The 20,036-nt window shown below is 44.9% G+C and carries 17 protein-coding genes; 5 read left to right on the top strand and 12 right to left on the bottom strand.

Annotated elements, in window-relative coordinates; all coding sequences use genetic code 11:
• Nucleotides 1-281 precede the first annotated feature (281 nt).
• Nucleotides 282-830, top strand: a complete 549-nt coding sequence (locus BCT11_RS07015; protein ID WP_038872233.1) for a hypothetical protein — start codon at nucleotides 282-284, stop codon at nucleotides 828-830.
• Nucleotides 831-879: 49 nt separating this feature from the next.
• On the opposite strand, the gene BCT11_RS07010 is transcribed toward BCT11_RS07015, so the two are convergent.
• From BCT11_RS07010 to BCT11_RS06975, 8 genes are all read right to left on the bottom strand, one after another.
• Nucleotides 880-3,102 (bottom strand): TonB-dependent siderophore receptor, encoded by a 2,223-nt coding sequence (locus BCT11_RS07010; protein WP_102387739.1) that lies wholly within the window; start codon nucleotides 3,100-3,102, stop codon nucleotides 880-882.
• Between the two features lie 226 nt (nucleotides 3,103-3,328).
• Entirely contained in the window at nucleotides 3,329-5,305 is a 1,977-nt protein-coding gene (gene fhuB, locus BCT11_RS07005) for a Fe(3+)-hydroxamate ABC transporter permease FhuB (RefSeq protein ID WP_102387738.1), read from the bottom strand.
• Nucleotides 5,302-6,177: an iron-siderophore ABC transporter substrate-binding protein gene (locus BCT11_RS07000; RefSeq protein ID WP_042605812.1), complete on the bottom strand. Its 876-nt coding sequence runs from the start codon at nucleotides 6,175-6,177 to the stop codon at nucleotides 5,302-5,304. Before BCT11_RS07000 ends, fhuB begins: the two co-directional genes overlap by 4 nt.
• 12 nt (nucleotides 6,178-6,189) lie before the next feature.
• Nucleotides 6,190-6,954, bottom strand: coding sequence for an ABC transporter ATP-binding protein (locus BCT11_RS06995; RefSeq protein ID WP_102387737.1), 765 nt, complete (start codon nucleotides 6,952-6,954; stop codon nucleotides 6,190-6,192).
• A 398-nt stretch (nucleotides 6,955-7,352) separates the two neighbouring features.
• Nucleotides 7,353-7,568 (bottom strand): hypothetical protein, encoded by a 216-nt coding sequence (locus tag BCT11_RS06990; protein WP_038872220.1) that lies wholly within the window; start codon nucleotides 7,566-7,568, stop codon nucleotides 7,353-7,355.
• A 98-nt stretch (nucleotides 7,569-7,666) separates the two neighbouring features.
• Complete coding sequence (locus BCT11_RS06985; protein ID WP_102387736.1) at nucleotides 7,667-8,791, bottom strand: HD domain-containing phosphohydrolase; 1,125 nt, start codon at nucleotides 8,789-8,791, stop codon at nucleotides 7,667-7,669.
• 239 nt (nucleotides 8,792-9,030) lie between these two features.
• On the bottom strand, nucleotides 9,031-10,236 hold the full coding sequence (locus BCT11_RS06980) for an aromatic amino acid transport family protein (protein WP_038872212.1): 1,206 nt from the start codon (nucleotides 10,234-10,236) through the stop codon (nucleotides 9,031-9,033).
• 174 nt (nucleotides 10,237-10,410) lie between these two features.
• A complete protein-coding gene (locus tag BCT11_RS06975) occupies nucleotides 10,411-11,601 on the bottom strand; it encodes an iron-containing alcohol dehydrogenase (protein WP_042605816.1) in 1,191 nt (396 codons plus the stop codon).
• Nucleotides 11,602-11,779: 178 nt separating this feature from the next.
• Here BCT11_RS06975 and BCT11_RS06970 point away from each other — a divergent pair, with 178 nt between their 5' ends.
• The gene (locus BCT11_RS06970) at nucleotides 11,780-12,277 is read left to right on the top strand and encodes a hypothetical protein (RefSeq protein WP_038872208.1); all 498 of its coding nucleotides are present in this window, start codon (nucleotides 11,780-11,782) and stop codon (nucleotides 12,275-12,277) included.
• A gap of 8 nt (nucleotides 12,278-12,285) precedes the next feature.
• Nucleotides 12,286-13,713: a GGDEF domain-containing protein gene (locus BCT11_RS06965; protein ID WP_230676728.1), complete on the top strand. Its 1,428-nt coding sequence runs from the start codon at nucleotides 12,286-12,288 to the stop codon at nucleotides 13,711-13,713.
• A 37-nt stretch (nucleotides 13,714-13,750) separates the two neighbouring features.
• Here BCT11_RS06965 and BCT11_RS06960 read toward each other — a convergent pair whose 3' ends face one another.
• Complete coding sequence (locus BCT11_RS06960) at nucleotides 13,751-14,383, bottom strand: SDR family NAD(P)-dependent oxidoreductase (protein WP_102387735.1); 633 nt, start codon at nucleotides 14,381-14,383, stop codon at nucleotides 13,751-13,753.
• Nucleotides 14,384-14,672: 289 nt separating this feature from the next.
• Between BCT11_RS06960 and BCT11_RS06955 the strand changes: the two genes are divergently transcribed.
• The gene (locus BCT11_RS06955; RefSeq protein ID WP_102387720.1) at nucleotides 14,673-15,953 is read left to right on the top strand and encodes an HD domain-containing phosphohydrolase; all 1,281 of its coding nucleotides are present in this window, start codon (nucleotides 14,673-14,675) and stop codon (nucleotides 15,951-15,953) included.
• Between the two features lie 81 nt (nucleotides 15,954-16,034).
• On the opposite strand, the gene BCT11_RS06950 is transcribed toward BCT11_RS06955, so the two are convergent.
• Both BCT11_RS06950 and BCT11_RS06945 read right to left on the bottom strand, forming a co-directional pair.
• Nucleotides 16,035-16,637, bottom strand: coding sequence for a 2OG-Fe(II) oxygenase (locus tag BCT11_RS06950; RefSeq protein WP_038872201.1), 603 nt, complete (start codon nucleotides 16,635-16,637; stop codon nucleotides 16,035-16,037).
• Nucleotides 16,638-16,792: 155 nt separating this feature from the next.
• Nucleotides 16,793-17,560, bottom strand: coding sequence for a TerC family protein (locus BCT11_RS06945; protein ID WP_102387719.1), 768 nt, complete (start codon nucleotides 17,558-17,560; stop codon nucleotides 16,793-16,795).
• Between the two features lie 603 nt (nucleotides 17,561-18,163).
• On the opposite strand from BCT11_RS06945, the gene BCT11_RS06935 reads away from it, so the two are divergent.
• The gene (locus BCT11_RS06935) at nucleotides 18,164-19,120 is read left to right on the top strand and encodes a LysR family transcriptional regulator (RefSeq protein ID WP_102387718.1); all 957 of its coding nucleotides are present in this window, start codon (nucleotides 18,164-18,166) and stop codon (nucleotides 19,118-19,120) included.
• 20 nt (nucleotides 19,121-19,140) lie between these two features.
• On the opposite strand, the gene BCT11_RS06930 is transcribed toward BCT11_RS06935, so the two are convergent.
• A complete protein-coding gene (locus BCT11_RS06930; protein WP_039976692.1) occupies nucleotides 19,141-20,022 on the bottom strand; it encodes a YjjW family glycine radical enzyme activase in 882 nt (293 codons plus the stop codon).
• Nucleotides 20,023-20,036: the final 14 nt, after the last annotated feature.

The following is a 20,036-nucleotide window of genomic DNA, read 5'->3' as shown; positions in this document are numbered from 1 at the left end:
CATATTACGTACTTAAACACTAAGACTAATATGTCGATAATCTTTGTATAGCAATGCGAGCCTTAAGTCATCATAACGGTGAAACAATAAAGTATTCATAATCTAAACAATTTCTTTATTTCTTACCTATTATTGACATAACCCCTCGCTATTATCAGCAAGGTCGTTGTAAAATCGCGCTAACTACCGACTCAACCTATTCAAACAATACCTGTTTATGACGTTTGTGGGTTTGTGTTTGCGAATTTTCACATTGCATATTAATTTCATGACAGAAGTCCATGGACCAAGATAAGTTTACTAACATCTATCGCTTGCCAGGTTCGTTACAGATACGAATCGCTAAGTGGCAAAAGACCTTTCGCGGCACATCTGATTTAGTTCTTCATCAGGTGCTAGTGGAACGTAATAAGCAATTTAAGAAGCCGAGCTTTTTACCGAAGAGCTGGTTTATCACGCCTATTGACGAGAAAGATATCACCATCACTCATCATGGTAAGTATATCCAGACGGTAATGCGTACTATGCTCGACAGAAAAGTGTCGTACAAACGCCTTTTCTTATCACGTATGGACGCCGAAAAAGGCGAAAACGTGTTGCGTGAATATAAGCTCGAATGGGTGAGAAAACACAACCAAATCGCGAAGAAATACAACCAAATAAAGAAAAAGCAGTACATGAACTTTGCAAGAGAAGAAGAAGAAACACTATACCCTTCCATTCCTAAAGGAGAGTTCGATAAAACGCTTTGGAACAAGTTGGTGGTTTCTAGTTTTGGGCCAGAGAAGAAATACAAAAACCCCCACTACGTCCGTAAAGCTGATTTCTAAAAAAATCCCCCCGACTGCTCGGGGGACTTTTCGTTTCGCTCTCGATGATTTACCAATCGTAGGTAAGATTCGCAATCACATTTCTGCGATCACCATACCAACAGAAGCCGTCACACGTCGCGACATACTCTTTATCAGCTAGGTTTTTCGCCGCCACCTGAAGTTTGTAATCACCAATACGATAGCTTACCGTCGCGTCCATCAAGAAATAGCCTGGGACCTTCAACGTTTCAGTGTTGTCACCGTAGGATTCACCCGTATATCGAGCACCCAGCCCGAAAGCTAAACCATCAAAAGTTCCTTCAAGGAAACGGTAATGTGCCCATGCAGAAGATACCGTGTTTGCTACTTGAGACGGCGTATTGCCAACCCAAGATGTATTTACATCCTCTTTGATTTCCGAATCCACATAAGCGATGTTACCAAGCAAAGTTAGTGACGGCGTCACGTTAGCAACCGCTTCTAATTCGAGTCCTTTGTTCTCTACCTTACCAATCTGAGTCAGCTCGTTGAGGTAAATACGAGCGAGGTTCTCTTTAGTTGCTTGATATGCAGCAACGTTAAAGTAACCATCAAACGAACGAGGTTGGTATTTCACACCAACCTCAAACTGATCACCGCTTTCCGGTTTCGCGGGTTTACCAGCACTGTCTTGTTGAATGATTGGGTCGAAGTATTGTGAGTAACTAAAGTAAGGCGTAAATCCAGAATCCGTGATGTACGCAGTACCTAAGCTTAACGTCCACTCTTCATTATCCACTTTGGTGCGTGAGCCTGTGGTTACGTTATGTACTTCATTACTCGTATTGTCATAACGCGCCCCCAATAACACAGCCCATTTATCGTTGATCAACATGTGATCTTGAAGATAGATACCAAGCTGTTCATTATCCACCTTAGTACGTTGTTTATCTGCGTCCGTTAGCGGTTGAAGTGTGGTTGAGTCAAGTAACCAAACGTTGTCTGAATAATTTGGGTTAAACACATCAAAACGTGGGTCAGGCAGCATACCAATTGGCGTTGTTAAGATAGCGTCACCGTCCGCAACCAATGGATCACTGGCAAAGTCTTTGCCATCAATGCTCACCATTTGGTAATCAATTCCCACCATGAGGTTGTGTTCCACACTTCCCCATTTCATATTGTGTATCAGGCGGTTATCAATATTAAACGCGTCTGATGACCCCTCTTCTGTGGTCGCTGCACGTAAGATACTCTTACGCTCGTTAAGCGGGTCAAGCAATGGACCTAGCCCTGGAACATCTGCTGCATACACATAGGAGTACATCTGCCTCAGGTTCACCTCCATTTGGCTGTAACGCGTCGACTGCACAAAAGACGTAGTGTCGTTAAACCTGTGTGAGAACTCGTAGCCTAAAGAAAGCTGTTCACGCTCGAATGTTTCCCAATCCGTGTTTCCTATTGCAAGGCTATCACTGATCTTTCCATTTTTGTTTGGCTTTAATGTCCCCTCAACAGGTAAGAATTGCAGATACGGGTCGGAGTCATCTTTCTGGTAGCTAGTCAGCAAGGTAATTTCCGACATATCTGTAAATTTGTACGTCAGTGACGGAGCAATTAAGAACCGCTCAGCCTCGACGCCATCAACACGCGTGCCATTTTTTCTCGCCAGACCTTGAACACGGACCGCGAGCTTTTCATTCACTTCGGAGTTCACGTCTAACGAAATTTGCTTACGATCTTCAGAGCCATATTCCAGAGACACCTGGCCTGAGCCACTATCAAATTGTGGGCGTTTGCTTACTAGGTTGATCACCCCACCCGGTGGGTTTTGGCCATAAAGAACAGAAGCAGCACCGCGCAACACTTCTACTCGCTCTAGTGCAAATGGGTCTATCTGCCAACTGTAAAAACCTGATGAGTAAAGACGAGTGCCATCTTGGTATAAGCCGCTGTTTGCCTGTTTGAAACCTCGGATGATAAACCAGTCTTGCTTGTTATCTTCACCAAAGTAGTTGGTTTGAATGCTTGGCGTATATTGCAGCGCATCTGAAACACTGATGGATGCGCGATCATCCATTTGTTCGCGAGTCACTACAGAAACCGAGCGTGGCGTTTCATTGATCGCTAAATCCATTTTGGTTGCAGTGCGACTCTTAGCGCCAAGATAGCTAAAGTCGGGACCAACAGCACTGTCTTCTTCCAGGCCAATAACAACCAGGTTTTCATCTTCTTGAGCAAGCAATTGAGGGGTAGCTAACACCATTGCAATAGCCATTGACGCTGGTGTCAGCATAAACTGCCGATTCATTATTTTCTCCTTTAGTCGGCAACCTTTCCAACCTTTTATAAGCAATATCAACGCACGAATACGATGAGGTTGGTTCCGGCATAACCACTGTTTTCCATAAATGCAAAAGCACAGAATGTGTTTTGCGAGCACTACTTAGTGGGTGATGAGAGCGATCACCCAGTCATAGAATTCTTATCAGTTGTCTTTGTTTGGGTTCGTCGTCTTGCCCTGTGGATTTAAACTCTTACAAACGACGTAACCCCCACATTAGGTACAGGCCCCCTATGATTGAGGCCATGAGACCTGCGGGTATCTCTTGAGGGTAAAGTACTTGCCTGCCTAGCCAATCTGCCAACAGCATTACGCCAGCGCCAATTAAAGCCGCGCACAACATATGTTGAGATGCTTTATTAAATCCAAATAGACGTGCCAAATGTGGCGCAAGTAAACCGACGAAGCTGATAGGACCGACGACCAACGTTGCACTCACAGTGAGACAAGCGACAAGGAGTAACAGAACGGCACGGGAGCGATCTACATTTAGCCCTAATGCCTTTGAAGAAGAAGCGCCAATTGGCAAAATATCCAACCATCTTACACACACAAAGCTCAAGCCGATGAAGGTCAACGCCGACACGGCCAAAGGCAGCAAGGTATCCAAAGAAACGTAATAAGTAGAGCCAGAGAGCCAAGCTAACGCCTGATAACTACGTGGATCACCGGAAGCCAAAATAAAACTCTGTATCGCATTCATCAGCGCAGTAATCGCAATGCCTGTCAGCAAAATGCGCTCTGGTTGGAAGCCAGATTTTCTATTCAGTAAAACGATTACGAATATCGTAAATAAAGCGCCGATCAAACCACCTATCGACAAAGTAACCACAGACGCGCCAACGCCAGTAAACATGGCAATAATTAAGCCAATTGCCGTACCAGAACTGATACCGATAACTTCAGGGCTGGCCATTGGATTGCCACTTAAGCGTTGAATAATGGTTCCTGCTATCGCCAACATAGCACCTGCAATCGCCGCGGCTAGGAGTCTTGGCGTTCGCCATTCTAAAAATAGCCATTCTTTAGTCGAGAAAAGCGACGTCCAACCTTGATTCTGTACAGAAACTGTACTGAAAAGAACCACGCCCGCCAGAATAATCAGAAAGGTAAAAGCGATGGCGTGTTTATTCAGCTTATTGACTCGTTCGGAGTGTCGAGTAAGCACTGTTTGGGTATGCCCTTGTGTCTTTTGCGACAACCGCGGCAGTAACCAAAGTAGGAGCGGAGCACCAAGCGCAGCCGTTGCAGCTCCCGTAGGAATAAAGCTAGCCATTAGACCGGGTAACTGCTGAATAACCAAATCGGTCAATGTCAATAACATTGCGCCGATCAACATCGATATCCAAAGCTTGTGCTTGATCTGATGAACACCAATTAAACGCGTGATTGCCGGAGCAGCTAGACCGATAAAACCGATGATACCAACCGTCGCCACCACCCAAGAGGTAATCAAAACCGCTAAACCCAGGCATACAAATCTTAGCTTTGCTAGAGATACACCTAAGCTTTTTGCTCCCTGTTCCGATAACTCCAATAAAGTTAATGGCTTAGCAAACAGAAATGCGACCAGGCCGGCAATCGCGACACGTGGGGCCAAATAGCGAAAGTCATCCCACCCACTTTGAACTAAAGAACCTGCTCCCCACATCATCAATCCATTAAGCTTCTCGGTATTCATCATCAAAATGACCGTACTTAGCGAAGCAAAATACAAGTTAATTACCAGACCGGAAACCACAACAACGGTTGGAGACAAAGCGCGTCGCCAAGATAACAACATCACCAGCGCCATAGACGTAACACCGCCAATCAACGCAACAAGGTTGGCTGAAAAATCCAGCAACCAAGGGGCGAATAACGTCGCCAACATTAAGGTAAAATTCGCACCGCTTGCGACACCAAGTGTAGTTGGTGAAGCCAGTGGATTACGCAAGACTTGTTGCATCAATACGCCAGCGACCGCCAATCCTGCGCCCGAAATAATGGTCGTGAAAACTCGCGGCCACCAGCTAAAATGCAGTAAAACCGAATCTATCGATTGAAAATTTGGTTGCCAAAAGCTTTTCAGCGCAACCGGAAATGCCGCTGTGTTGTGCAGATGAACCACACCAACAAACAGAGTAAGTGCCGAAAGTAACACCACCAGCGTCAAAGGAACGGTTTTCATTCACGTTGCTCCTTTTCTTTTTCTGCAGCCACTAAGTGCGCAAATCGAACAGCAGAAGGCATCGAACCAAAGCTCCAAACGGGAGCGACTCGCATAACGGGATGGCCTGATTGCTCAACAATGTATTGCCAGAATTTATCACTCGCGAGTTGCTGCTCCCCTCCATGAGGAAGTGGATCTACAATGACGATCTGTGCTGAGATTCCTGCCAATTTATCAATCCCAACCATGTTAAATCCCCAACTATTGGTTTCTTCTTTCCATGCGTTAGAGAGACCGAGCTTGGCAATCGCCTGAGAATAAAGACTGTTTTCACCAAAAACGCGTACGTGCTTGGTATCCATAAATTGAATCATCAATAAAGGAGCAGAATCTGCATCTATTGTTTGCTTGAGTTTGGAAAGTTGCACCTCAGACTGTGTTATTAGAGTTTCCGCCTGCGCTTCTTTTCCCAACTCCTTTCCAAAAGTACGGGTAAATTGAGTGAGTACCGACCAATCCGTAATGCCTTTACCATAGAGATCGATGGTAGTCACAGGCGCGATATCGGCAAGGCGCTCTTTCATAGCAGAGAAATAAGGCGCAATAAAAATACGATCCGGCTTGAGTTCATAAATACGTTCGATATTAGGTTGCGTCCTCAAACCCACATCTTTGGTTTGCACTGGCAACAATGGCGCTTTTACCCAAGCATCGTAATCTTGCCCTTGCGCAACCCCCACAGGCACAACACCAAGCGCCAACATGGTTTCAGTTTGGGTCCAATCGACAGACATAACTCGTTGCGAGGTTGCATCAACTGGGAAGGTTAAAAAGAGAGCCGTAAGGGAGGCTACGTGCTTTAACCAAGAAAAACGAAGTATGCAGTTCATTGTCGACTCCGCTTAGCTTGGCATTGCTACTGGATATCCAGCGGGGTGATCTGAAATACGCATTTCAATGCCATATATTTCTTTCAGCTTGGGCTCAGTGAACACTTTTTGAACATCACCTTGTGCAATCAAATCACCTTGATGTAGGGCTACGATGTGGTCACAGAAGCGAGCGGCTAAATTGATGTCATGCAGAACAATGATGACCCCTAATCCAAGCTCTCTACTTAACTTAGCGATCAAAGAAAGCATATCGACCTGATGGCCAATATCGAGCGCCGACAGTGGCTCATCAAGTAGCAAGTATTCCGTCTTTTGAGCAAGTAGCATGGCCAGCCACACACGTTGTCGCTCACCACCAGAAAGCGTGTCGACTAAACGATCAGCATATTTCAACGTTCCAGTCATCTCCATCGCTTCTTCGACTATGGTTTTGTCTTTTGCACTTAAACGCCCTAACAAGCCATGCCATGGATAACGACCAAAACTGACCAAATCACGGCTAAGAATACTGTCCGTCATCGGTAAGTGTTGGGGTAGATATGCGATATGTTGTGCGAATTTTTTTGCGGAAAAATGATTAATATTGTCGCCGTGCAACAAAACATCACCGTCACTGTATGCCTGCTGCTGGGCTAACAACTTGAGAAGCGTGGATTTTCCTGAACCATTGTGGCCAACGAGCGCGTACGTTTTTCCAGTTTCAAACGTCAAATCAAATGCTTTCAACAGAGACTTTCCGTTAATGTTGAACTGAAGAGCTTTGGCTTCTAACATCCCTACTTCACCTAATCCATTTAACTATCGGCATCAGTAATACGTGATTAACCCATTCACCTATCCGTTACGTTTCATTATTTTATTCAACAAAACGATTAATAAGCTTGGCTTTATATAACAGGGTAGATACAAATGCAAACCATTATTATTATCATTAGTTGATTGTTTTATAAATTTAAAAGATGGTAAGGATCGGTGATTCAGATCGAGTGCGCTCCTTGCTTATCGATAAGGAAGATAACCAAGTGACTTCAAGAAGCAGGATTCAAAACGAAGGGGGAATTTACGTTTCGAGACGATTGGGCAAGCGGCTAAGTGATAGGCACTTGCCCATAAGATGAATTACGCTGCGGCGGTGAGAAAAAGTGGATGAGGTCCGCAGCCGTTTGATGACATTAATGACGAGCGTCAGCGCCAAATTCTACTTCTTTATAGATATCGGCCAGCGACTTCTTACCTTGTCTGTCTTTGGCTGAACGCTTCTTAGGTTGGTAATAATGCTCTTGGTCATGCAAAGCTTCTTCGTGTTCTTTTGCAGACTCTACGAATTCATCATTCGCAAGTGCTTGTTGGCGTAAGCGGTTTACTCTTTCAAGGGTTTCCCACAACATACTTCACCTCCAAACGAGTTACTGTATACATATACAGTATTGTTTATAATGACCTCCTAGTCAACATTTGATTCCCTTCACGGTTTACTCCTCTACTTTCACATTAATCCCATGCCTGCATAATGCTCTGGGTATTTATGGATGATTTGCTTTAAGTAATCTTGATGATCACGTAAAGCGTTGACGCATTCTCTTGATAACAATCCCTGATACACAAGCTTTTCTAACTCTAATAACGCATATGGGATCGACCACGCCTGACGATATGGATGGTGGGTAGTCATCACATCGAACACATTAGCGACAGCGACAATTTTGGCCGCAATAGGAATATCGATGTCCTCCAATCCATACGGATAACCCGACCCATTTAAGTTCTCGTGTTGATATGTCATGATTTGGTGGAACAAGGTAATGCTTGGATGCACAGGGTTACCAATTCTCGCAACAATGTTATCTGCGGCTTCTATGCATTGTTCGATGTGCTCTTGTAGTCGCGATTCTTGCTCGCGAGATAAATGATGGCGACGGCAAACAATGTCGGCTGGTAAAGCGGTCTTACTCAAAGAGTGGTATCTCGCAAACATCCCAATCTGCTCCACCACTTCATCACTGAGTTGGTAACGGTCGGCAATGTGAGTGGCGATCACTTGACTGTAAAGTCCCATCCTCTTGCTATGAGAAAACACTTCGGGCGAATAGCCTGGCATCAAGCAGTGCATCCGTTCTGCAAGTATTTCGATTGCATTAACCACATGGTCCTCCGATTCCACAGCAAACTGTACCATTTCGAAATACGGTTTGAGGCCATTCAGCGCTTCTAAACTAAAGGCATTTGGTTGGATGGAGTTGAGGAACACAAAACCAGTAAAGGTTTGCTGATCATAGCAAGGGACAGCAACAGAGGAATGATAACCGTGTTTAAGTAATGTCTGAACACGTGAGCAATGGTTGATGTCGTAGAGATCGTTAACCACACGAGGTACGGCGTTATCAGCCGCGAGACTAAGATTGTGAAGCTTGCGCAAAGGCGCTTCATGATGCGCTAGACACCAAGTATCAAACTCACTTTCAGCAAAAGATTTTAGCACACCTTGCTTAGGGTGATATTTGGCAAACGACACCCTATCAATGCATGGCAAATGGACCTGCATCCTATTTTTCAATGTTTGCATTTGCTCATTAAGCGGCTTTGCAAACGGGTAAAAACTCCGGTGCGCCATACTTCACCTCCACACCCAAGTAGAGAAATACCGAAGAAAAAGCTCATTAAAGTCAGCGTATTTGATGTGATTAGAGCGGCTTTTCTCCACCTAAATTATCGACATACCACAGTCTAAGTGTACGAAATAAAAACAGTTTTCCGCCAATATTTTCACCGAATATTCTACGGTAATTTAATCCAGATCAAAAAAACCAGTGCGCTGTAACACACTGGCTTTCGTTTTATTCACCGTTTCTATTAACCAAGCGCAGGTAGCACTCCCAGAGTAATCAATACTTGTGCCAAAACAATGCCTGTTCCTACAATCCCCGTTACCGCCAACGCTCCTTGGCCTCCTGCAACGCGGTATTCACCAGTAAACTCTTCAGATCGACGTACTTTCACCACCATCACCAGAGGTAAGAAAATCGCAAGGATTGCCAACGCAATTGCAGCGTAACCTAATGCCATAATAAAGCCTTGTGGGTAAAACAGTGCAAAGCCAAGCGGTGGCGTAAAAGTTATGACAGCCGCCACCAAACGGTTTGGTTTTTCACTATCGCCTTTGATGGTGTCACCCAAGAATTCAAACAGGCCTAAACTCACTCCCAAGAAAGAGGTCAGAAGAGCTAAGTCGGCAAATACACCAACAACACTGCCAAGATTGGACTGATGAACCGTTTGAGAAAGCTGTCCAATCAGTGCACTCAAACCACCATTTTCAACCAGTGTTTCTTGGCTTACGACGCCTAAAGTGACGATCTGCCAAAAGATGTAAATCACTAATGGAATGGTCGAACCCACAATGATCGCTTTACGTAGCGATGATGTGTCGCCGTCTAGGTAGTTCACAATCGCCGGAATACTGCCATGGAAGCCAAACGAAGTAAAAATAACTGGGATGGCGGCAACAATCAGTCCTTGCTCTACAGGCATGCTTAATAGGTAAGATTCTGTCACATTTGGCGCAAGAAATGACAACACTGCAATCATGGTCACCATTTTAAGACCAAACAGCACGCGGTTTACTTTGTCTACAGTGCCAGTACCCACTGTCACAACCATGGTCACAATAAGAGTAAAAATGATGGTTGAAGTCGAACCTGAAATATCTAGACCAAACCATTCGGTGAGTCTGTCACCAAACTGAGCACCACCACCAGCGATATAAGCAGCACACAATGAGTAAAACAAGAAAAGCATGGCAAAGCTTGCAACCCACTTGCCCTTCTGACCAAGAATTTGTTTCGCTAGAGTATGAAGAGTTGCACTGCTATCGGCATACTGATGAAGCTCCAACATCAATAGCGCGGTAAACGCCATTAATGCCCACAGACCTAGCATGATCAGCAAGGAAGTCGTGAAACCAATACCCGCAGAGGCAAGAGGAAGTGCCAGCATACCGGCACCAATTGTAGTCCCTGCAATAATCAGGGTACTACCAAACACTTTAGATCGACTCATTGTATATTTATCTTTACAGCTTAATAAGATTTATTAGCATCAGATCGGGCAACGGCACCATAAACCTAACACCATGTTCGTAATGAAGCTGATTCTGTAGGATCTTTAGAATAATATCAAGCAAAGTGTAAGGATAAAAAACCACTACTGTATATTTTAATTTACAACCATATCTTAAGTGCGAATTTCAGAAAGTAACTGAGCACATTCTTGCTCATTCATGAATTTGGGTACTGGGTAGTTCCAATGCGCTTCTTTCAAGATCAACGCCACTAACTCTTCTGTGTCCGAACTGTTAAGCACTGGTGTGTGTTTTTCGATGCCAATCACTTCATACAACTCTTCGATACGATCGAGAAAGTTTTGGGCACTGGCAGAATCGGCGCTACTTCCTAACAAGGCGTCACTCAAAGCAATCAGTTGTGGCTCTATCTCTGGCAGCGAAAACTTAAGAACCGGTAACAAAGCAAGACCATTCGCCATTCCATGAGGCAATCCATATTTTGCTCCTAAGTTATGGGCAAAGGCATGAACGTAACCTAAGCTCGCTTTGGTGAACGCTAACCCAGCATAATAAGACGCCATCGCCATTTTATGCCTTGCTTCTACGTCTTCCCCCTGTTCTACCACTTTAGGCAAATACTTAAAGATGAGTTTAATGGCTGCAACGGAGTAGGCTTTTGTTTCTTGTGATGCATTGCGGGATACATACGCTTCAACAGCGTGCGTCAATGCATCAATCCCCGTATCCGCCGTAATCTTTGCTGGTAAGCCCAACAACAGATCTGCATCCAATGCAGCCATCAATGGCACGAGTTTAGGGTCCATTAACGGCGTTTTAAGGTGGGTAACGGGGTCGGAAACTACAGCGGCAATGGTCACCTCAGATCCTGTACCCGATGTGGTTGGGATAACAAATAAAGGCGCTGGTGTTCTCCAGACACGAAACAACCCAGCGAGTTTTTTGATGGGACGCTTATTCGTCACTTTAGCGGCAATCACCTTGGCACAATCCATTGCCGAGCCACCACCCAGCGCTAAAATCGCATCGCATCCGGATTCCAGATAAACATCTAAGCCACGTTCAACATGGTCATAAGTTGGGTCTGGCTTCACCTCTGAGAATACAACAACCTCTAATCCATTAGAGCTTGCGCGCTCTGCAACATGCTCTGCCATTCCGATCTGGACAAGCCCCTCATCTGTCACCAACAACAATCGCTGAAAGCCCAGATCGCTGACCGCCTCACACAGTTCATTAACGGAGCCAGAACCCGAAAATAGCGTTGGCTTTGGCAAAGGAAGAACGTGAGCGGCCACTTTGAGTCCATTGGTATAACCGCGATAGAGAAAATGTTTCAGCATACAAATTCCTTTTGTGTTTTGGCTGAGCGTATGACTTAGTCATTCTAGATGTTTTTTCAATCACTTCGAGATCGAGAGCTCACAGAATCTTGTATTTGTTTCTCTCACAGCCCAACCCGACCAAACCAATGATTATCGACTATTCTATTACTTATGTACCAACGCTTGAGGACATGCCATGGGATACAAGCTGTTTGCTCTGATGGCCTTTTCTGGCTCAGTTTTCGCGAGTTCATTAGCGAGCTTTCCAGAAAACCTCGACAGACTTGTGCTTGTAAAACAGAGCGTTATTCCGGCCAGAGATGTAGTGTTGCCACCAAACACACCCACTTTTGTGCAAGAAACAGTGAAGATGTACAACTGGACGAATCAAGGAAGAGGCACAAACCTGAGCATATATGTCCCAAAACACAAAGTAGAAGCTTATAAAAAGCACGGCCCATATACCGATGGCTTAACGGCAGTTGCGATATACGAAGAAGAAAACATTATTTTTGTCACCGAGCATCTTGCTGGTGAAGCGCTTTACGGGAGTTATGATCGGCAGGGAAACGACATATCCGATAGTCACCCCTCTCTGAGAATTGAAGCTTGCTATCGCTGTCATAACGGATACAAAGACATCTGCGTCAATGGTACTTGTGCGGTGCCCATCATTGATGTGTTTAATGAGTAATTCATATTGTGGGAACATCAATAAGAATAAAGATCTTCCTCTCGCATTTTGTTCTCGTCATTCTCATGATTGGTGCTTTGGGTTACTACAACTTTCATAACTCAATGGACACCATCATTAAAACGACGATCGTCTCTCGTGAGCAGAGTGCGAGCGCGCTAATTCATCACATCAGCGATGCAGTTCATGGCGGCAACTATGCAAACTTAATGTTGCCGAGCTTTAAAGATGAATTGGAAATGCATACGGATTTGCGTTATCTCTACGTCAACGGCTATTCCTCAGTGTCGAAAACCCCAGTGTCCGTCACTTACAATCGAAATGCACAAGAGATTTGGCGCTCCGATTATCCCCCAACTTTCGAGCAGGACTTAGATCAACGCATTGCCAGACTAACATCCGTGAAAAAAACAGGCTCACAATCGAGTGTAAAAGTGCAATACCTGCTCGCCCGACTCAATGACGCCCGTGAGCAGTACTATTTAAGTAAAGAGTTGGAAGAAGACCACACGTTGGATCTCTACCCTTGTCGGGTAATCGGAAAAAGCCACATAAGCTTTGAGAAAGACATCCTCTATATCACATTACCGTTAAACGGGGACATTCAAGGCAACATTGAATTGCTCTACGACATACAGCTCGTAAGGGATATTCGAGAGGAATTTGTTGTCGATTCTATCCGCGAAATCGTGTTAGGAATGGCGATTTCTTATCCTCTTTTGTTGCTGCTTTCTTATCACATCTCTTCGCCAATCAACAACTTATCTACTTTTATGCGTCAAAATTTTGAAACCATCAGTTTGTTTCAAGTCCCTAATACCAAAAGGAAAGATGAAATCGGAGATTTAGCGCGCGCCTTTAGCCATCTTGTCGACAAAGTTGTCTGCAAAAACAGAGAACTCGATGACATGGTGAAGCACGACCCCTTAACCGGTCTGTATAATCGCCGTTCTCTTGAAGCATCATTTCGCTCATTGTGTTATCAATCGAACAAAATGTTCATCGCGTGTTTCTTTATCGATATCGATCACTTTAAGGAGTTTAATGATCATAGGGGTCACTTGCAGGGTGATAAGGCCTTGCAAAAAGTTGCGAAGACCTTGGAATCTTTCGCCGTGCAAACCCACGGCTATGCTTTGCGCCTAGGAGGCGAAGAATTTGTTGTGCTTGCCCCTGTTCACGATACTAGAGAGGCGTTAGCGCGAGGCAACCAACTGCGCGGACGGGTTAAACAACTGGAAATCATTCATCATGATGAGCCGATCATCAAGTATCTAACCATCTCCATTGGTATTAGCCTTTCAGAGCGCACGCAAGCCGACATCATAGACCCAAATCGCCTGTTAGATGAATCAGACGAAGCCTTGTATGCCGCAAAAGATCTAGGCCGCGACCAAGTCGTGCTCTATTCAAACGAAAGCAGGGACAGCGCCTAAACCCAGCCCCTCAAAATCATTCGCTTAAAAGGCCAACCTAGTAAGTCAGCTCTGGATCGACACAGTGGAAGATCTCACCACTGCCCTGACCTTTTTCCAGCATCTCAAAAAGTAAACGAGCCACTTCTTGGCGGTATACCAAACCATGCACTTCTTTAGGTTCAACCAACACACCATTGCCCGTCACTTCACCATCTTTCAAGCCACCTGGACGAATGATGGTGTAATCTAAGTCGCTGGTTTGTAGCCATGCTTCCGCTAATGACTTCTCACGCACAACACCGCCAAAACCCGCTTTAGAACGGTCAGAAAGGTATTTCCAGCTATCACCACAACCAAGTGAAGTCACTAGAACAAAACGCTTTAGAGAAGCCTGACACGCAGCGTCAACCAGATGTCGATGCCCAAGATAGTCCACTGGGATATCAGCACGGAAGCTACCCATGCTGCTGATGATAATGTCATCTTGATTGAGCTGTGCAACCACCGCGTTAACCTCTTCCGTAACAGTGGCATCACACACAAACGTTGACTGACAAATCGCCTTTAATTCTGGGCTTTTGTCTGGATTTCTCGCCACACCGACAACTTCAGCACCTTTCTCTGCAAAATACTGTGCAATTGCCAAACCAAGACCACTACTTGCACCCCAAACTACCACTCTTTTCATAACTTACCTTCCACACAATAATGATAATGAGAATACTTTACATCACTAATTGGTGGCTTTTCAAAGGAAGTCAATCGAACACCTAAAATTCTTTCTAAATCAATACGTAGTTCAAAGAACTGAACGATACTTTTCCCCTAGTGATGAAATTTACGTGCGACAACCAGTATTATTCCCGCCATAACTATAAACACATCCTATGCTCGTCATATTTGCTATCAGTTCGCTGCTGCAGTCCCTTAAAACTAGAAAAATGGGCATAGGAAAAACAAAAACGTCGGTATTTACCATGTCGGTTTTAACAAAGAATCAGGCTTATGATTCGTCGAGTAATCACGAATTTGAAGTCGATCTAAAACAAGCCCTTATCTGGGTGGCGCGTGCGTTAGATTACGTAGGCGTCGACGATTCTCACCACAGCCATCGGGTGGCTTACATCGCATACCAATGCGCTCTCGCTTTAGGTTGGGATAATCACCAAGCCGAGTTCTGTTACTTCGCAGGAATGGTTCACGACTGTGGCGTCTCAGAAACCCGCGAGCACATGATGTTGCTCGAACAGCTCGTCCCTCAAGACGCCAAAGCCCATTGCATTCGTGGTTACCACACACTTAAGCAATGTCGCTTGCTGGCACAATTCGCTACTCCGATTCTTTACCATCACACGCACTGGGATGAGTTGGATCAGATTGATATTCCCCCTTTCGAAAAAAACGTCGCCGCATTACTCTATCTCGCGGACCGTTTAGATTTTATGCGCGCCCACTACGTCACTAACTGCCATAGTGATCTTGTCACTTTACATGAAGAACTGATCGCGGAATGTGTCTTGGTTAATGCCGGTACCTTGTTTCATCCCGAAATGTGCCGTGCCATGGTCAAACTTATCATGACAGACGCGTTTTGGTTCGCCATGGAATCCGAACACATCGAAACTATTGGTATGCAGTTCGAAAATATCGATTGGCTGCAAAAGCAATTAAGTATCGAAGATCTCACCAGTTTAGGACTTTTCCTTGCAAGAATTGTCGACGCAAAAAGTTCTTTCACCTATCAACATTCACAAAAAGTTGCGGAACTGTCTCGTTACTTAGCGAAGAAAATGGGATTGGATGAACACGAGCAAGAGATGATCTTTATTGCGGGATTAGTTCATGATATTGGCAAGCTCAAAACCCCTGATGAGATTCTTCACAAAGAAGGCCCACTAGACAAGCAAGAATACACACGCATCAAGCGCCATACGATTGATACTGAACTTGCTCTGCACAAAGTATTTCCGAATGCCAAGATTGCCGAGTGGGCTTCCAACCATCATGAGCGGTTAGATGGTTCAGGTTACCCTTATCATAAAACGGCGGAAGCTTTGGATGTGCCTTCTCGTATCATTGCCGTTGTCGATGTCTTTCAAGCGCTTTCTCAAGACCGCCCATATCGAGGCCGTATGACATTACAAGAAATCGCAATCATCATGGGTGAACAAGTAGATTCGGGAAAACTCTGTGCCGACGTTTATCAGGTGTTATGGTCAAACAGGCAAGCGTGTTATGAGCTCTCAGTAGGTATGTAACGCCGAGCGTTCTAGACAAACCAAACAACAAAGGGACACCAAGTGGGTGTCCCTTTGTCTTCTTGAAATCAATGAAACCGCTTAGTGAGCGATATCAAGCTGGTTGTCTTTCACACCATTAATGCGGAACCAACCTGCAATGCTAAAACGCTCTGCATTTGTCGGTAACACTTCGTGAGGAAATTGCTCTGATAAGAATACAAACAAGCGACCAGAACGTGGTGGGATCGTCGCAATCACGTTGTCATTCAAATCATAAACCACCAACTCGCCAGCATCTTCTTCGCTCCACGATTCATTCATGTAGAACACGGTGGTTAGACGGCGATTTTCATTGCCTTTAAAGCAGTCGAGGTGTTTTTGGTAGAAATCACCTTTCTCATATTTCGCAAAATGCGCTTCGTACTCAAACAAACCGAGATAGAAGTAACGGTTTGCTTCTAAACGAATCGCTTCCATCTTGTCTAAAAATGACGTTACTGCCGAGCCCATGTCACGCTTCAACCATTGAATCTTATCACTACGAATCGATTCAACACGTGTCACATCGTCGTTACGACCAATACGTGCTTTCTTCCAATTGTCTGGAATACAGTCACGCAGCTCAGCCACTTCTTCTTGAGAAAGGAAATCATCCCAGATGTAGTATCCGTCCGTCGATAACGCATCGATCAGTTTGTTCATTCTATTTCGTTCACTTGTAAGAGTTAGGGCGGTCTATATAAGAAATTCGTGCTACAACAACAAATTCCATTTTTAATCGACACGACAAACCCTTGCTTTTCCTTATGTCCAGACGTAAAAAAGCCGCTCAGGAGAGCGGCCAGTTTTGAGTTCGATTATCGCACTTGCAATGCAATTGAACGAGGTCGAATTGGACGAATTCGTTGAATCAATGGGCGTTGTTTTTTCTTAAGTTGGATATGACACATTTCCAACACTAAACCAAACGCCATCGCGAAATACACGTAACCTTTGTTGATGTGAATAGCAAAACCTTCTGCCATCAACAGACCACCTAAAAATACTAGGAACAGTAGAGCAAGGGTCTTAAAGCCCGGGTAACGCGTCACTAGATTGTTGATTTTCTCCGCCGTTAACACCATCACAATCGCTGACGAAATGATCGCTGCCACCATGATTGGTACTTCGCTCGTTAGACCAACCGCAGTAATCACCGAGTCCATCGAGAACACAGCATCAACCGCGACAATCTGAAGCAGAACAACAGCCAGACCAGTACGAACATGAGTCGAGTGACCGTGCTCAGTATGCGTTAACCAACTCCACAACTCTTTCAAGCTTTTCGCCAGTAGGAATGCACCACCCGCAATCATAATCAAATCACGACCAGTAAACGCATAGTCGCTGAAGCTGATTAACGGCTGAGTAAGTTGCATGATCCAAGAGATCGAGAACACCAAAACAATACGCGCCATCACCGCTAGGCCAATACCTAGATTTCGGGCAAGTTTACGCTGGTGTTGTGGTAATCGTTCACACAGAACGGAGATGAATACGACGTTATCAACGCCTAAGACTACTTCAAGAGCAAACAAAGTAGCGAAGATAGCCCACGCTTCTGGTTGCATGAAAAGTTCTAACATGAGTACGCCTCCGGTGATTGGAAGCCATACAGTGAATTGTTCAGTCGACTAAAGGGGTCGTCCATTAAGTTTTTAAAACCTCTGTTACTTAGGAAACGCGAGTAAATCACCTCCTCCCTTTGTACGCAATCCCTTATTTTGTCAGGCTTGTGTAAAGCATCTTTCGTCCTCTAAGGGTTATAAGCCATACTCACCCCATCAAGTGCCGAGTTGAGCCAAACTATTGCATTGAGTACGAATTGAAACGCCTCTTTTTGCGTGCTTCAACAATCGTAAAAAAATGTTTCATAATAATATTTTGATATACTGAGAAAAATCACACGAGTTAGGGTCTGTTGACCTTTCGTGATGATTTTTGCAGCAGTTTGTAGGTGTTTTATACAAGGCAGGGGCTTTGATATGTAGCTATTCTACCTGATAAGCCGATAACGCAGTAGAAAGCACCTACAAACGCTGCCCAAAGGGTTCGGCTAAAAGCGTTTTATTCTTTGTTGAGTCAATTTTACTTAGAGCCACTAAGCTTCAATCGACTCGCCGCGATTAAAACGCTTTTATCTCGAACAAAATTTAACCACGAAAGATAAACAGACCCTAGCCTTGCGAATGGATTACATAACACTCTCACGCATTAGCCTTAAACACCTTACTGTATTGCACATGCTGCTCACGACGCATAGCGTGACTCAAGCGGCGGAACAGCTCTGCGTGACCCCTTCCAGCGTGAGTAAAACGCTCAGCCAATTGCGCGACATTCTTAAAGACGACCTTTTCTACCGCGATGGCACTCGTTTAGTCCCGACTCCGTTTGCTTTGAACATCGGCCCTTCTGTTCATGGCATTCTTTCCAGCATGAACGGTTTGCTTTACCAAGGCTCGTTTAATCCCGCGTATTACGAGGGTCGCTTTTCTTTGGCAATGCGTGAAAGTACCTTCGAGATCTTTGCACCCATGCTGCAAGACTTGTCTCAACAAATGGGGAGTCGCGCACAACTCAACGTGTATGCAAAAGAACAAATGAGTTTTGATTCTCTGATCCGTGGGCAAGTTGATTTTATGATTCTGCCGCACGACATCAGCCAACCACCAACGCACAACAAAGACTTGGTTTGGCAGACGATCCTAGAAGACGAAATGATCTGTTTGATGGGCAGCAATAACCCGTTAGTGAAAGAAGAACTTTCAGTAGAGAACTACTTGTGTGCGAGACACATTGGTATTCACGATAAAGACCTATCCCAGCCTTACTTTGAGCAGAACTTAACTCAGCGTTACGCTAAACGCAGCGTCGCGATGCACGTGGCCGATTTTGGATCGGCAGCGGTAATGTGCCACCACTCTGATTATCTGTTCACTTGCTCAAAACTTTGGGTACGAATGGCACTGCAAGCCAAGGGGTTGGTAGAGAGACCTTTGCCGTTTGAGTACGGACAAGTGGCGTATAGTTTGGTGTGGAATAAAGCGAGCCTGAACGATCCCGCTTTAAGATGGCTACAACAACAAGTGCTTAAGGCTTGTGAGACCCTTGGTGGATGTCGAAAGCCGAGAGTGAATAAACTCTAAGCCTTTTTATCTTTACTGCGCTACACGTAGACCGATGGCATGGTCATTGGTCTGCTGACAAATTGACTTAATTGAGCGTGGAAGCGTTCCATTTCATCTTGGGAACATTTTTCCCATTCCAGAGCTTCACCCGTGACACCATGATGCTGAAAGGCATTCAAACGAATGTTGACCGATTCTGGCAACGATTGCAGATAATGCCCCACCGTTGCAACTTCCGTATCTAAATCGCTTTTACCCGGAATATGAAGCAAACGCACTTCGTACAACTTGCCTACTTGCGCTAAATACTGAATGGTTTGGAATACTCGGTGGTTATCTCGCCCGACTAACCAGTGGTGCGTTTCACTTTGCCACGATTTAAGGTCAATCATCGCACCATCCATGTACGGCAAGACTCTTTCCCAACCTACGGTGGATAAAGAACCATTGCTATCGATGAAACAAGTGAGATGCTGCAATTCAGGATCGTGTTTGATCCCTTTAAACAGCGCCATAATGAAAGGGAGTTGTAAGGTAGATTCCCCACCGGATACAGTAACACCGCTAATGAAAAAGCGCTGTTTGCGTATCAAATCGAGCATTGCCTCCACAGAGTAGTCAGAAATTTTAGGATTAGATTGGTGCTGACATATCTCTATACAATGGTCGCAGTGGGTGCACTCCTCTTTAAGCCAAACAACGTTGTTGCTTTCGTCGAACTTCAGTGCGCCAGCGGGACACTCACTCACACAATCACCACAATGATTGCAGTGATTGATAGTGTGTGGATTGTGGCAATTGATGCACTGATAGTTACAACCCTGTAGAAAGATGACTAGACGGTTTCCCGGTCCATCAACACAAGAGAACGGAAGGATACGAGTTACCTTAGCCAAGAGGTTTTCCGAACGTCTAGTCATCTTATTCTTATCCG

The organism is Vibrio sp. 10N.222.52.B12 (assembly GCF_002875385.1).
GTDB lineage: Bacteria > Pseudomonadota > Gammaproteobacteria > Enterobacterales > Vibrionaceae > Vibrio > Vibrio jasicida.
This window is presented reverse-complemented; position numbering and strand designations above follow the sequence as displayed.